This is a genomic window from Bacteroides sp. 1001302B_160321_D4 (assembly GCF_015667765.1).
GTDB lineage: Bacteria > Bacteroidota > Bacteroidia > Bacteroidales > Bacteroidaceae > Bacteroides > Bacteroides xylanisolvens.
Window position 1 is genome coordinate 22516 of record NZ_JADPLO010000039.1, and the last position, 15277, is coordinate 37792.

The window sequence follows — 15277 nt, forward strand, 5'->3', positions numbered from 1 at the left end:
GAAAAAGTATATATTTGCAAGAAATATTTATTTAAATCAATCATTTATTAATTCTAAAAACTTATATCTATGTTCAGTAAACACCCTAAAGGTCTGATTGCTGCAGCTTTAGCTAATATGGGAGAGCGTTTTGGCTTCTATATTATGATGGCGATTTTGACATTGTTTATTTCAGCGAAATTTGGATTGTCCGAGACAACTACCGGATACATTTATTCCGCGTTCTATGCTTCCATTTATATTTTAGCTTTGGCGGGAGGTGTTATTGCTGATAAGACGAAAAATTTCAAAGGCACTATTTTAGTAGGGCTGATATTAATGGCTATCGGTTATTTGATTATTGCCATTCCTACTCCGACCCCTGTTCCTAGTATGGCTCTTTACTTGGGATTAACCTGTTTCGGACTTTTGGTGATTGCTTTTGGTAATGGTTTATTTAAAGGAAATCTGCAGGCTTTGGTAGGCCAGATGTACGATGACCCTAAATATTCAAACCTACGTGATGCCGGTTTCCAGATATTTTATATGTTTATCAATATTGGAGCTGTTTTTGCACCGTTTATTGCTATTGGTGTGCGCAACTGGTGGTTGAAGGTGAACAACTTTGATTATGATGCCACTTTACCTGAATTGTGCCATCAATATTTAGAAAAAGGAAATGATATGGCTCCACAAGCAATGGAGAATCTGACAACTTTGGCTAAGAGTGTTGTTCTTGACGGGACTCCTGTAACAGATATGGGTATGTTTGTTAATAACTACCTTGATGTGTTTAACCGTGGTTTTCAGTATGCTTTTATGGCTGCTATTGGTGCTATGCTTGTTTCGCTGATTATTTATATGGCAAATAAGAAACGCTTCCCGGATCCTGCGACTAAATTGGAAACCAGTAAAGGTACTGCGACTGTGAATAAGGAAGAAATCCAAATGAGCGCTACTGAAATCAAACAACGTATCTATGCTTTGTTTGCAGTATTCGGTGTTGTTATTTTCTTCTGGTTATCTTTCCACCAGAATGGTTATTCTTTGACTTATTTTGCCCGTGACTATGTGGATTTGAGTGTTATTAATATCGACTTAGGTTTTACGCAGATCAAGGGAGCTGAAATATTCCAGAGCGTTAATCCGTTCTTCGTTGTATTCCTGACTCCATTTATCATGTGGATGTTCGGCTCAATGAAAAAGAATGGTAAAGAACCTTCTACCCCGATGAAGATTGCCATCGGTATGGGTATTGCCGCATTAGCGTATGTATTCTTGATGGTATTCTCCTTTACATTGCCTTCGAAAGAGGTGTTGGGTACTATGAGTGCTGCTGAAATAAATGCTATTCGTGTGACTCCGTGGATTATGATCGGTCTGTATTTCATCCTTACAGTTGCCGAATTGTTCATTTCTCCTCTGGGATTATCGTTTGTATCTAAGGTGGCTCCTCCTCATTTGCAGGGATTAATGCAAGGTTGTTGGTTAGCTGCAACAGCTGTGGGTAATTCACTGCTGTTTATCGGTGGTATTCTTTATACCACTGTTCCTATCTGGGCTTGCTGGTTAGTATTTGTAGGCGCAACAGGTGCTTCTATGATTGTAATGCTTTCAATGGTAAAATGGCTGGAACGCGTAGCGAAATAGAATCCCGTCATTGACTAAATAACAAAATGCCCCGGAACATTCACGATACTTGTTCCGGGGCATTTTGGTTTATTAAATATCCAATCCCATAATATAATCATTCATATAATACCCATTGCCAATCGGGAAATCACCTTCCCGTAACTTTCTCATTCCCATGTGTTCGTAAAACTGCAAGGCTTTATTATTACGATTCACGTTGAGTTCCATCAGACAAGGTTCCGGGTGTATCTCCTTGATGCATTTGATTGCTTCCTTAAATAAGAAACTGCCGCAATGCGTACCCTGAAAGCGGGGGAGAACATAGATTTTCTGAAGATGGAATACATCTTTTTCCTGTTGCTGCACAGAGACGTATCCGCATGGCTCATTCTCTTTATAGGCGATGGAATACACATGCCCTTCTTCCTCCATTTGCTTGCGCACATTGGAAGGAGCATACATCCAGTCCATCATATAATCCAGTTGTTCAGGAGATAAAATATCCTTGTAGGTGGCGGGGAATACCTCCTTTGCCATCGTATGAATAAGCTCGCAATCGGCTACCGTTGCTTTTCGAATTGTAAACATACGTATTTTCTATTTTATGGTTTAACGGGCACAAATATAGCCATTATTTCTTTTTATAATAAGGTAAGCACTCTCTAATGTTTTAATTATTATTAATTTATAGTACTTTGTAATGCAAGGTACTTAAGTAATGCATATATTTGTGCTATCTAAAAGAAGTGAATAATGAAAGTAGACAATGTAAAATCACAGATGAGGAAAGGCATGCTTGAATATTGCATCATGCTTTTGCTGCACAAAGAGCCTGCCTATGCTTCTGATATTATTCAGAAATTGAAAGAAGCCCAGCTGATTGTAGTGGAAGGCACCTTGTATCCGTTGCTGACCCGTCTGAAAAATGACGACTTGTTAAGTTATGAATGGGTGGAATCTACCCAGGGACCTCCCCGCAAGTACTATAAACTCACTGAACAAGGAGAAACCTTTTTGGGAGAACTGGAAATTTCCTGGAAAGAACTTAACGACACAGTGAATCATATAGCCAATAGATAATCCGAAAAAGAAGAAATAAAAATGAAAAAGACATTGACCATAAATTTAGGAGGAATAGTTTATCATATAGATGACGATGCCTACCGACTGTTAGACAATTATCTGTCTAATTTGAAACATTACTTTCGTAAACAGGAGGGTGCGGAAGAGATCGTAGACGATATTGAGATGCGTATTGCCGAACTGTTTGCCGAGAAAGTAACTGAAGGAAAACAGGTCATCACAGTGTCGGATGTAGAAGAAATTATCGCCCGCGTAGGCAAACCGGAAGATTTTGGTATTGCTGACGAGGATACAGATTCACAGAAAAGAACGGAACAAGCATCGTCCGCTAATCAAAGTAATACGCAAACCTCTGCCCAACGTCGCTGGTTCCGTGATCCGGATAATAAATTGTTGGGTGGTGTGGCAGCAGGACTGGCAGCTTACTTCGGTTGGGATATCACATTGGTGCGTATCCTGATGATTATTCTGGTGTTTGTGCCTTATTGTCCGATGATTATCCTTTATATTATCGGATGGCTCGTTATTCCGGAAGCCCGTACCGCCGCAGAAAAGTTAAGTATGCGTGGAGAAGCGGTAACCATTGAGAATATTGGCAAAACAGTGACAGACGGCTTCGAACGGGTAGCAGATGGGGTTAATAATTATGTGAACTCCGGTAAACCTCGTACCTTTCTTCAAAAGATAGGCGATGTATTTGTTTCCATTGCTGCCGTTCTCTTTAAGATATTTCTGGTAGCTCTTGTCATTCTTTGTTGTCCTGTCTTGTTCGTATTGGCTGTCGTATTGGTAGCGTTGGTATTTGCGGCAATTGCCGTGGCAGTCAGTGGAGGAGCTTTACTTTATGAGTTGTTGCCTGCCATCGACTGGATGCCGGTTGCTTCCGTCTCTCCTATGATGACATTATTAGGTACGATTGCCGGAGTTGCCCTCATCGGTATTCCATTAGGAGCTTTTTTGTATACCATCTTGCGCCAGCTATTCCATTGGTCACCAATGGGAACAGGTTTGAAATGGTCGCTATTGATTTTATGGATATTGGGTGCGGTCATTATGGTTATCAATCTTTCTGCTCTTGGCTGGCAACTGCCTCTGTATGGGCTGCACTGCTGTTAACTAAGCCTCATTCTATTAAAAAAGGATAATATTTATTCTTTTATAAGTAAATGTACCCCGATAGTGTGTCCGGGGTACATTTTTTGTTTTCCCTTATTCATCGTAAATCGAGAAATTTTTAGTAAGTTTGTAAATACGTATTCAGGAAATAAAAATGGGTGAACATATATGTTTTAGGAGAAACGAACGTTTAGCGACAGTCAATCCTTATTGGAGAGGAAATCCGATGGTGCGCGGACGTTTTTTTAACAGGCAGCATCGCTTCCGTCCGGGGATGGGCAGCGTGTTAAAATGGCGTCTTTCGCCCAATCCCCAACGCAAAGAGAAGAAGACGGTGAAATGGGACCCGAAAGTTTGTTATCTTCGCTCATTGGATGCGGTGGTAGGAGATTCTCTGATATGGCTCGGACATAATTCTTTCTTTCTTCAATTAGCAGGTAAGCGAATCATGTTCGATCCGGTGTTCGGCAGTATTCCTTTTGTGAAAAGACAGAGCGAATTTCCTGCTAATCCTGATATATTTACGGAGATTGATTATCTACTTGTCAGCCATGACCATTTTGACCATTTGGATAAACAGAGTATAGCATGCTTACTGAAGAATAACCCGCAAATGAAACTTTTCTGCGGCTTGGGAACCGGTGAACTGATTCAGGGATGGTTCCCTGAAATGAAAGTGATTGAAGCCGGATGGTATCAACAAATGGAAGATGAAGGATTGAAGATCACGTTTCTGCCGGCACAACACTGGAGCAAACGTTCCGTACGTGATGGTGGGCAGCGACTGTGGGGAGCTTTTATGCTGCAAGGAAATGGGATTTCTCTTTATTATAGTGGTGATACGGGTTATTCCAGCCATTTTCGTGAGATTCCCGATCTGTTCGGAGCACCGGATTATGCTTTGTTGGGCATCGGAGCATATAAACCCCGCTGGTTTATGCGTCCCAATCATATATCGCCTTACGAATCATTGACTGCTGCCGAAGAAATGAATGCAGGTCTTACCATTCCCATGCATTATGGTACATTCGACTTGTCTGACGAGCCTTTGCACGATCCTCCGAAAGTTTTTGCAGCAGAAGCAAAGAAACGGAAGATTCCAGTGGAGATTCCCTATTTGGGAGAGATTGTAAAATTGAAAAAACAGAAATAATTAGAAACGAATAAAGAGATGAAGAAATTAGAAGTAAAAGACCTGAAAGAAAACTTTTTCGAAGCGATCGGAAAAGAGTGGATGCTGGTTACGGCCGGAACAAAAGAGAAGTTTAACACGATGACAGCAAGTTGGGGTGGCATCGGTTGGCTGTGGAACAAGCCTGTTGCTTTCGTTTTTATCCGTCCCGAACGGTATACGTATGAATTTGTAGAGAAGAACGATCACCTGACTCTTTCTTTCTTAGGGGAAGAAAATAAGAAGATTCACGCTATTTGTGGTTCCAAGTCGGGACGTAATATAAATAAAGTAAAAGAAACTGGATTGAAACCAGTGTTTACAGAAAATGGCAATGTGTTGTTTGAGCAGGCACGATTGAGCCTGGAGTGTAAGAAGCTTTATGCTGACGGTATCAAACCGGAATGTTTTCTGGATAAGGAATCATTGGAAAAGTGGTACGGTGGTGCTCATGGCGGTTTCCACAAGATGTATATTGTAGAAATTGAAAATATTTATTCGGAGTAAGATTTAGCCGATTTATGATGGATGCAATGGAGAAGGCTCTGAACTCAAGTAGATTGAGAACAGAGCCTTCTTTTATTTTACTTTATTGGAAAGTCGTTAAGCACAGATTATATGAAATATGCAGTTTTAGTGAATCAAATGACTGTGAGATTCGTATAATCCGTGCTTTAAAATTTTACTTAGATGGAGCTTTCTTCACCCATTTGTCCAGCCATTCGAAGAATGTGCGTTGCCATAGAACCCCATTCTGCGGTTTCAATACCCAGTGGTTTTCATCCGGATAAATCAGCAACTCTGCAGGAACACCACGCATCACGGCAGCATCGAAAGCAGCCATTGCCTGATTAGCCAAAATACGATAGTCTTTTTCTCCATGAATACAGAGGATAGGCGTATCCCATTTCTCCACGAATAGGTGAGGAGAGTTGGCAAACGTACGTTGTGCCACCGGGTTTTGTTTTTCCCAGTATGCGCCTCCCATATCCCAGTTGGCAAACCATTTTTCTTCAGTTTCCAGATATTGCATTTCCATATTGAAGATACCGTCGTGGGCGATGAAGGCTTTGAATCGTTTGTCATGATGTCCCGCCAACCAGTATACAGAGAATCCTCCGAAGCTGGCACCTACACATCCCAAGCGATCTTTGTCTACATACGGCTCTTTTGCCATTTCATCGATAGCAGTGAAATAATCTTTCATACACTGGCCACCGTAGTCACCACTGATCTGTTCGTTCCATTCCACGCCAAATCCCGGCAAGCCGCGACGATTCGGAGCAACAATGATATAATCATTGGCTGCCATAATCTGGAAATTCCAGCGATAAGACCAGAACTGGCTTACCGGACTTTGCGGACCTCCTTCACAGAACAGCAAAGTCGGATATTTCTTGTTCGGATCAAACTGCGGGGGATAGATTACCCATGTCAACATCTGTTTGCCATCTGTTGTTTTCATCCAGCGACCTTCCACTTTACCCATTTCCAACTGGTCGTAGATCTGCTTGTTTTCCTGCGTCAGTTGAGTAGTAGAGCCATCCAGTGCCACAGTATAAATTTCATCACCCATGCTCATTGAATGACGTTTGGCGATCAGTTTATCCCCGAAAAGAGCTACACTTTCATAATCGTACATTCCTGAAGTAATGGCCTTTACCGAATCATTTGCCAGGTCAAGCGCATAAATCTGTGACTCTCCATGCCATACACCTGTGAAATAGATCACTTTTGCATCTGCTCCCCAAACAAAGGCATCTACATTCGATTCGAACGCCTTGCTGACAAAACGTTTCTCTCCGGTTTCCAGGTTCATGATGAACAGACGGTTTAAGTCGGCTTCGTAACCGTCACGTTCCATACTCTGCCAGGCGATATACTTGCCGTCCGGAGAGTATTGCGGATTGGTATCATATCCTTTGTTCTCTTCAGTAATATTTTCCGTTTTTTGGGTGTTCAGGTCATAAACGTAAATATCGGAGTTGGTGGAAATCGCATATTCCAATCCTGTCTTTTTACGGCAAGTGTAAGCCACTTTGTCCGAAGTTGTATTCCAGGCAAGTTGCTCAATGCCACCCCAGGGTTTCATCGGACTTTCATACGGTTCTCCGTTCAGGATATCCACGATATTGGAAATACCGTTACCGTCGAAGTCGGCAACAAAAGGATGTGGAGCTGTCGTCACCCATTCATCCCAATGTTTGTACATCAGGTCGGTCACGATGATACCTGTGGCTTTCGGCAGGTCCGGATATTTATCAGCAGTGCTTTCTTTCGTCTTTACTTGTGAAATAAACAGCAGCTTTTTACCATCCGGCGAAATGGAATAACCTTCGATGTCTCCGTCGTAGTTGGTCAATTGCTTGCGTCCGCTACCGTCCGGGTTCATTTCATAGAGCTGGCTGCTTCCGTTGTCATTACTTAAGAATGCAAGTTTGGTGCCTCCTTTAATCCATGTCACTTCATTTTCCTGATACGGGGTATGAGTGATTTGCTGGTTTTCGCTTCCGTCTGCGTTCATTACGAAAACTTCGCGGTTACTCTTGTTTTCCGGTACACTGTAATACGCTACCGTATACGCAATTTTCTTTCCGTCGGGCGATACGGCGAATCCGCCGATACGTCCCATAGCCCAAAGTGCTTCGGGAGTCATGCGCTTCCCTTCGATCTTAATATCCGATTTCTCGATAAGCACCTGATCTGTTTTGCCTGCGTCTTTGGTTCCTCCGCAGGCAGCTAACAACATTGCTGCCGACATCATAAATAAATTAGCTTGTCTCATATATTTTATAAAATGTTTATTTTCTTGCGAAGATAGTGAAAAAAGGATTTAAATCTTCTTTTTCTGCCAGTTTCCTTTCTTCATATACCAGTAGCAGAACAACAGTATAAAAGTACCGTACACACATTCTGTCGTCCAGGCAAATGCGACATCCATTCGCAGATACATGATGAAATATGCAGAGTATGTGACATAGATAGCCAGTACACAAAGTTCCATAGCCAATGCAGTCCGCGTATTTCCTGTTCCTGATACCGATTGGAAATACACATTGGCAGGCACCAGTACCAGATAGGCAGAGCATAGTACCCACAGTGAAGGTACGGATGCCGCTCTTAAATCCGGGATGTCTGTATAAATGCGCAGAATCAGATCCGGGAATAAGCAGAAAAACACCAGGATCGGCAATACAAAGATATATCCGATACGGATATGTTGCTTGATAGTTCCCCGTACACAATCCTGTTCGCCTGCACCGATTAGGTTACTTACCAGCGAACCGCAGGTGGAAGCAAATGCCATTGCAATCATAAACGGTATCCCCGACACGTTGCGGATGATGTTGGCAATCGCCAATGACCGCTCTCCCAAATGTTCCACAAACAGGAAGAACATGAACCAGGTAGACAAAGAAACGAAATTCTGAATCATTGTCCACACAGAAACATTCAGTATGCGTTTCAGTGTTTTTCCATGGAATTTGGGCAATATGTTCAACGCATATTTCTTGCAGTCAATTCGTTTCCATGTATAGATGATGAAGAAAATCACCGATACCATTTCGGCCAGTGACGAACCGATGGCAGCGCCGGCAATTCCCAGTTGCGGGAAACCGAATTTACCGAAGATCAGGATATAGTTGAATACCACATTCGAAAGCACCATTACGATAGAGTTCAGCGTCAGTGTTTTGGTTTGTGTCGTACCTACAAAGAAGGCGCGGAACATGACCATGACAAAAGAAAAGAAGAACCCGTACACACGCCAGTGAATATAACTTTCGGCTGCATCGTAAATGTGAGGAGACGAAATGATATTCTTTAAGATATATGGTGAAAATACGATGGAGAATGTGAATAAAATCACTGCCATGGCAAGCAGGAAATAAATGCCCTGATAGAAAATCGGTCCGATTTCCTTGTAGTTTCCTTCTCCGTTGCGGCGGGCGATTAAGATCTGTGCGCCGATGCTGAAACCGAATGCCATCATAAAGATAGCAAGATAGTATACCCCTGCGATAGCAGAAGCACCCAGCTCGATTTCTCCTACACGTCCCAGGAAGGCCGTGTCCGTCATGCCGATCATTTGCTCCATAATCAGACTGATCAGGATAGGGAAGGTGATCGTCCAGATTTGTTTATACGAATATTTAGTTTTCATCTTATTATATTGTTTAGAGAAAGAAAGCCGGGCAACCAAAATAGGGTGTCCGGCTTTCTTAGAATATGATTCAGGAATAATTCCTTATTTTTTATTCTGTCTTTGCTGCTGCAGTAGCTCTTGTTGCTTTTGCATCGCTTCCAGGCGGGCAGCAAATCCGGTCTTTTTCATTTGTTTCGGGTCCTTCTTTTTCGCTTCAAGAATAGCCAACAATTTAGTTTCGTCGGTCGTTTTACGAAGCAGAATCATAGTACCCACGCTAATCAGCGTTGACACGAAATAGTAATAGTTCAAACCTGACGGATAGTCGTTCAAGACAAACAAGAACATAATCGGCATCAGGTACATCATCCATTTCATAGCCGCCATTTGTGGCTGCGCTCCGGTATCCTGCATAGACATCGTATACTTCGTGTTCAAGATGTTGGTCACCGTCATCAGCAAGCAGAACAAGCTAAGGTGGTTACCCAGGAACGGAATATGGAATGGGAATGTGATGAACGCATCATAAGTAGAAAGGTCGTCCGCCCACAAGAAACTCTGTTGACGCAGCTCGATAGCACTCGGCACGAACATAAACAAAGCCATCAGGATAGGGAACTGCAATAACATCGGCAGACAGCCGCCCATCGGGCTTACCCCGTACTGGCTGTAAAGACCCATCACCTCCTGCTGTTTCTTCATTGCATCTTCCTGCTTCGGATATTTCTTGCTGATTTCGTCAATTTTCGGTTTCAATACACGCATCTTGGCAGAAGACATGTACGTTTTCCAGGTAGCCGGATAAACCACGACTTTCACCATGATGGTCAGAATCAACAGTACGATACCCATGCTCAATCCCCAACCGGATAACCAGTCGAATACGTTGATTGTGATAAACTGGTTAATCCAGCGAATCAACGGCCAGCCCAGATAAACCAGTCTGTGAAGTTCCCATTTCTCGTCGCGGCCTTTATCCAGCGCTTTCAGCGTCTTAAAGTGGTTCGGACCGAAATAGAAATACATCTCTGTCGGTTCTTTGCCTGTCGGATCAAAGAAAGTATTCATTTCAGCAGAATAATCTTTGATATATCCGCTTCCTTGCTGCTCCATTTTTGACTTTACGGAAACCTTGTCGAAATCCTGTTCAGCAATAAATACAGACGAGAAGAACTGATTCTTGAAAGCTACCCAATCAATGCGTCCCGGCAAATCCTGACTGTCATCTTTGGCAGCAGATAAGTTGTCCACATTGTCACCTGTTACTTTATAAGTCAGTTCCGACAGACGATTCTCATAAGTGAATCCTTTTTCCAGTTGGCGGGCACGTTGTGACCAGTCGATGTCCACATACTTGGTGCTTGCCAACTTGTTTTCCATGCCTGTCGCTTTGATTTCAAAGTTCATCAGGTAGCTATCCGGTTTCAGCGTATAGATGAAATCGATATAGCTTGCGCTATCCGCAGCCAGACGCATGGTAACACTACTATCCGTCTTGTTTACAGCTTCAAAGAAATAATCTTTGGTCTGGATGGCTCCTGCTTTGTTGTAGAAGTTGAAGTTCATCGAAGCATCGTCACCGTCGAACAACATAATCGGTGTCTTTTTGTCCTGTGCCATATAATCCTTCAGCATGGCTGAATAGACACGTCCGCCTTTTGTTGCGAAAGTAATTTCCGCTACATTATTCTGGATGCTGATTTTAGAATCGGTCCCATGCAAGGCATTGAAAAACAAAGCAGAAGAATCGGCAGCCGATGCAACCTCTTTTTGGCTGTTAGCCAGCGCAGCTTCTGTTTTCGCCTTCAGCGCTTCCTCCTGCTGCTGTACTACGGCAATAGAGTCATAGTATCTTTTTTGTGCAGCTATCTGTTCCTCGCTTGGACGACTCAAAAAGCTGAATCCTACCAATAATATGCCTATTAGAACGAGACCTGTGATGGTGTTTTTATCCATTCTTATTTTAATTACAAATTATAAAATTACAAACTACCGGTCGTTTACCGCGTATCGTTAGCCTTTTGCCGTTGTTTTTTCGTTTTCGATGGCAGCTTTCACAAATGCCACGAACAACGGATGAGGATTCAGTACCGTACTGCCATATTCCGGATGGAACTGTGTACCGACAAACCATTTCAAAGCCGGGATTTCAACGATTTCTACCAAATCCGATTCCGGGTTGATACCTACACATTTCATGCCGGCAGCTTCATATCGGTCTTTATAGTCATTATTGAACTCATAGCGATGACGGTGACGTTCCTGAATATGTTCTTGTCCGTAAGCCTGATATGCTTTCGAACCTTTCTGCAATACACATTCGTAAGCACCCAGACGCATCGTACCACCCATGTTGGTGATTGCTTTTTGTTCTTCCATGATATCAATCACGTTGTGCGGAGTCTTTTCATCCATTTCACGTGAGTTGGCATCAGCGTATCCCAGTACGTTGCGTGCAAATTCGATGGCGATGCATTGCATACCCAGACAAATACCGAAAGTCGGAATGTCATGCGTACGTGTATATTTGATAGCGACAAACTTGCCGTCAATACCCCGTTGGCCGAATCCCGGACCGATCATTACACCTGCCATGCCTTTCAAAGCTTCACCTACATTTTCGTCTGTCAGTTTCTCACTGTTTACGAAATGAACTTCCACTTTGCGGTCATTGTAAGTACCCGCTTGCGATAAAGCTTCACGGATAGACTTGTAAGCGTCCTGCAAATCGTATTTTCCAACCAGTGCAATATTGATCGGTTCTTTAGTCTCTGCAGCGTGACGACGTTCCAGGAATTTACGCCATGGGCCGAGTCCCGGAGTTTCTCCTACCGGCAGTCCCATCTTTTCGAGGATAGTGCTGTCCAGCCCTTGCGCCTGCATCAGGATAGGTACTTCGTAAATTGTTTCCGCGTCGATAGACTGCACGACGGCTTTATCGTCTACATTACAGAATTGTGCCACTTTCTTACGCAGTCCGTCACTTAGCGGATGCTCGGCACGCAGTACCAGTACATCCGGCTGAATACCCACACTTTGGAGTTCCTTTACAGAATGTTGCGTCGGTTTTGTTTTCAATTCTCCGGCAGCAGCAAGATAAGGAACATAGGTCAAGTGTACGCAAAGAGCGTTCTTACCGAGTTCCCATTTCAACTGACGGATACTTTCGAGGTAGGGGAGTGATTCGATGTCACCTACCGTACCACCGATTTCAGTAATCACAAAATCAAACTTGTATTTATTACCAAGCAGTTTAACATTCCGTTTGATCTCGTCTGTGATGTGAGGAATCACCTGGATCGTTTTACCCAGATAATCTCCACGACGTTCCTTGTCAATGACGCTCTTGTAGATACGTCCCGTAGTAATGTTGTTCGCCTTTGTCGTTTGTATACCCAGGAATCGCTCATAGTGTCCCAAGTCGAGGTCGGCTTCGTGTCCGTCTACGGTTACATAGCACTCTCCGTGCTCATAAGGATTCAATGTTCCCGGGTCGATGTTGATATACGGGTCAAACTTCTGGATGGTTACATTATAACCTCTTGCTTGCAGCAACTTACCGATGGATGATGAGATGATCCCTTTTCCTAAAGAAGAGGCAACACCACCGGTGACGAAAATATACTTTGTTTCTCCCACAGCTATAACTGTTTTAATAATTGTTTACTTAGTAGTATTCTTACGAACTTAAAAACCGCAAAATTATAAAAAAAGAGGAAGATTACAGTCTTTCGTCTCCACAATTTTATTAAAAAATGCAATTTTAAAAGAATCCTATGATTTCTGAACAAAATAATGTAGCTTTGCACTCTAAACCATAGACAAATATGATGAGAATTACTACTTTATGTTCAGCGTTTATTCTGTCAATCTTATCGTTATCGCTTTTTGCACAGGAATCTGTCGATCCCTCTCCACTTCCGACTGACTCTCTGCAGCCTGCTCCTGAAGCGATTAAACCTGCCAAAACGGTTAAATCTTCAACAGTTGTGGCAAAAGCCAGAGTCGTGAAAGCAGATACGCTTTCGGCGGAGCTTCAGAAATATTTGATGCTCAAACTGAATATGTCGGGGCCGACTCCGAAACTGGATACCGTTTCTTATTTATATAATAAGTATGTCGCGCAATTAGATTATTTGAACGATCTGTCTGTGCCGCCACGTTATATTCCGTCTGATCCCGATTATTTTCGTCTGTTCACACCATTGGCATATTATTATGCTCCGATGGCACAATATTCGAAATTGGAATGGAAGCCTATGCAATGGGACACCACTCCTCAACTGACAGCGGAACTTCTGCCTTATGATACCCTGGCATTTACCAAAACCCAGCGTGCCGAGAAAATAGTGAACAGTGCATTGATGGATCTTTATTTGGAACGTCCGAACTTGGTTGTCACTACAGAAGACCGCATCATGAGTCGTGATGTATTCCGTCACGATGTGAAGCCGAAAATATCTCCCAAAGCAAACGTTATTCATCTGTTTCAACCGGAAAATATGGATGATAATGTAGGGAAAGCCAATATGAAGATTAGTCGGCCGAACTGGTGGGTGACCGGAGGTAACGGATCGTTGCAGATTAGCCAGAACCACCTTTCGGATAACTGGTATAAGGGAGGTGAAAGTAACTTCTCCGGATTAGCCACTTTTCAGATTTTCGCCAACTATAATGACAATGAAAAGGTGCTGTTTGAGAACCAGCTGGAAGCTAAAGTGGGTATGACTTCCACTCCGTCAGATGAATATCATAAATATCTTTTTAATACCGACCAATTCCGCTTATATAACAAATTAGGTTTGAGAGCCCTCAAAAATTGGTATTATACCATTTCTTCCGAGTTTAAGACACAGTTCTTCAACGGATATAAAGCTAACAGTGAAGAATTGGTTTCATCTTTCATGTCTCCGGCAGATTTGGCGGTCAGTGTCGGTATGGATTATAAATTGAGTAAGAAGAAATTTAATCTTTCCGTGTTTATGGCGCCGTTGACTTACAACTTACGTTATATAGGCAATTCTGAAGTGGATGAAACTAAGTTTGGCTTAGAAAAAGGAAAATGTTCTAAAAACGATTTCGGTTCCCAGTTGCAATCGACATTGAACTGGACCATCATTTCTGCAGTGACTTTAGAGTCTCGTCTCAATTATCTGACCAACTACCATTGGGCACGTGTAGAATGGGAAAATACGTTCAATTTCGTATTAAACCGTTATCTTTCTACCAAGCTCTATATACATACCCGTTTTGACGACAGCTCGAAACCGACTGAAGGCGACAGCTTCTTCCAGTTGAAAGAATTGCTTAGCTTCGGTATTAACTATAAGTGGTAATCAAAGTAGATACAGAAAAAGCACAATTCAGTCTGTCTGTAAAAAAAGAAAAGTTTTTTCTTGTTTACTATTTATATTTTTATCTATCTTTGCCACTGAATTCAATCCATTACCTTAAAGGTGACGGAGAAATGAGGGGTAAAAATACATGATCATTAAGAAAAATGACGATCGGGATCTTCTGTCAACAGATGTGATTGGCAGCAGCGTAGCGCGCTCAAAACGTTGGTTGGTGGCAATCGTACGTATTTGTCACGAGAAAAAAACGGGTGAGCGGCTTACGAAAATGGGGATCGAAAATTTCCTTCCAATTCAACAAGAAGTTCATCAATGGAGCGACCGCCGTAAAATTGTCGACCGGGTACTGCTTCCGATGATGATTTTCGTTCACGTTGATCCGCAAGAGCAAAAAGAAGTCCTGACTTTATCTTCTATCAGCCGTTACATGGTATTACGTGGGGAGAGTACTCCGGCTGTTGTCCCTGACCAACAAATGTTGCGATTTAAGTTTATGCTCGACTACTCGGATGAGACGATTAGCATGAGTACATCGCCATTGGCTCCGGGAGAGAAAATACGGGTAATCAAGGGACCATTGGCAGGATTGGAAGGGGAATTAGTACATGTGAATGGGAAATCGAAAGTTGCTGTTCGATTGACAATGTTAGGGTGTGCATGTGTAGATATACCGGCTGGGTGTGTAGAGCCGGTATCTGAAAATGGGGATTTACGTGATTGAGTAATCAATCTATTTTATAGGGGTATGGGGATTTTACTGCAAAAATGTAATGAAAGTCTGTAAAATAGCAGGCA

Annotated in this window: 12 protein-coding genes; 7 read left to right on the forward strand and 5 right to left on the reverse strand. The window is 42.6% G+C overall.

Annotated elements, in window-relative coordinates; genetic code table 11:
* The first annotated feature begins 69 nt into the window (after nt 1–69).
* The gene (locus tag KFO40_RS15390) at nt 70–1629 is read left to right on the forward strand and encodes a peptide MFS transporter (RefSeq protein WP_008022801.1); all 1560 of its coding nucleotides are present in this window, start codon (nt 70–72) and stop codon (nt 1627–1629) included.
* A 72-nt stretch (nt 1630–1701) separates the two neighbouring features.
* On the opposite strand, the gene KFO40_RS15395 is transcribed toward KFO40_RS15390, so the two are convergent.
* The gene (locus tag KFO40_RS15395) at nt 1702–2199 is read right to left on the reverse strand and encodes a GNAT family N-acetyltransferase (protein ID WP_211146540.1); all 498 of its coding nucleotides are present in this window, start codon (nt 2197–2199) and stop codon (nt 1702–1704) included.
* A 165-nt stretch (nt 2200–2364) separates the two neighbouring features.
* On the opposite strand from KFO40_RS15395, the gene KFO40_RS15400 reads away from it, so the two are divergent.
* The 4 genes from KFO40_RS15400 to KFO40_RS15415 all read left to right on the forward strand — a co-directional run bounded on the left by KFO40_RS15400 (nt 2365) and on the right by KFO40_RS15415 (nt 5488).
* Entirely contained in the window at nt 2365–2691 is a 327-nt protein-coding gene (locus tag KFO40_RS15400; protein WP_004312715.1) for a PadR family transcriptional regulator, read from the forward strand.
* A gap of 21 nt (nt 2692–2712) precedes the next feature.
* Nucleotides 2713–3810, forward strand: coding sequence for a PspC domain-containing protein (locus tag KFO40_RS15405; RefSeq protein WP_008016256.1), 1098 nt, complete (start codon nt 2713–2715; stop codon nt 3808–3810).
* Nucleotides 3811–3964: 154 nt separating this feature from the next.
* A complete protein-coding gene (locus KFO40_RS15410) occupies nt 3965–4963 on the forward strand; it encodes an MBL fold metallo-hydrolase (RefSeq protein ID WP_211146541.1) in 999 nt (332 codons plus the stop codon).
* 18 nt (nt 4964–4981) lie between these two features.
* Nucleotides 4982–5488: a flavin reductase family protein gene (locus KFO40_RS15415; RefSeq protein WP_211146542.1), complete on the forward strand. Its 507-nt coding sequence runs from the start codon at nt 4982–4984 to the stop codon at nt 5486–5488.
* 175 nt (nt 5489–5663) lie between these two features.
* Here KFO40_RS15415 and KFO40_RS15420 read toward each other — a convergent pair whose 3' ends face one another.
* The 4 genes from KFO40_RS15420 to KFO40_RS15435 all read right to left on the reverse strand — a co-directional run bounded on the left by KFO40_RS15420 (nt 5664) and on the right by KFO40_RS15435 (nt 12767).
* A complete protein-coding gene (locus KFO40_RS15420; RefSeq protein WP_044130186.1) occupies nt 5664–7766 on the reverse strand; it encodes an alpha/beta hydrolase family protein in 2103 nt (700 codons plus the stop codon).
* 48 nt (nt 7767–7814) lie between these two features.
* Nucleotides 7815–9146, reverse strand: a complete 1332-nt coding sequence (bexA, locus tag KFO40_RS15425; protein ID WP_015530976.1) for a multidrug efflux MATE transporter BexA — start codon at nt 9144–9146, stop codon at nt 7815–7817.
* Between the two features lie 84 nt (nt 9147–9230).
* Nucleotides 9231–11084 (reverse strand): membrane protein insertase YidC, encoded by a 1854-nt coding sequence (gene yidC, locus KFO40_RS15430; protein WP_211146543.1) that lies wholly within the window; start codon nt 11082–11084, stop codon nt 9231–9233.
* 57 nt (nt 11085–11141) lie between these two features.
* Nucleotides 11142–12767 (reverse strand): CTP synthase, encoded by a 1626-nt coding sequence (locus KFO40_RS15435; protein WP_004317909.1) that lies wholly within the window; start codon nt 12765–12767, stop codon nt 11142–11144.
* A gap of 188 nt (nt 12768–12955) precedes the next feature.
* On the opposite strand from KFO40_RS15435, the gene KFO40_RS15440 reads away from it, so the two are divergent.
* Nucleotides 12956–14464 (forward strand): DUF3078 domain-containing protein, encoded by a 1509-nt coding sequence (locus KFO40_RS15440; protein WP_004312723.1) that lies wholly within the window; start codon nt 12956–12958, stop codon nt 14462–14464.
* Between the two features lie 148 nt (nt 14465–14612).
* Nucleotides 14613–15203 carry a UpxY family transcription antiterminator gene (locus KFO40_RS15445; protein ID WP_211146544.1) on the forward strand — a complete coding sequence of 197 codons (591 nt, stop codon included), beginning with the start codon at nt 14613–14615 and terminating at the stop codon, nt 15201–15203.
* Nucleotides 15204–15277 lie beyond the last annotated feature (74 nt).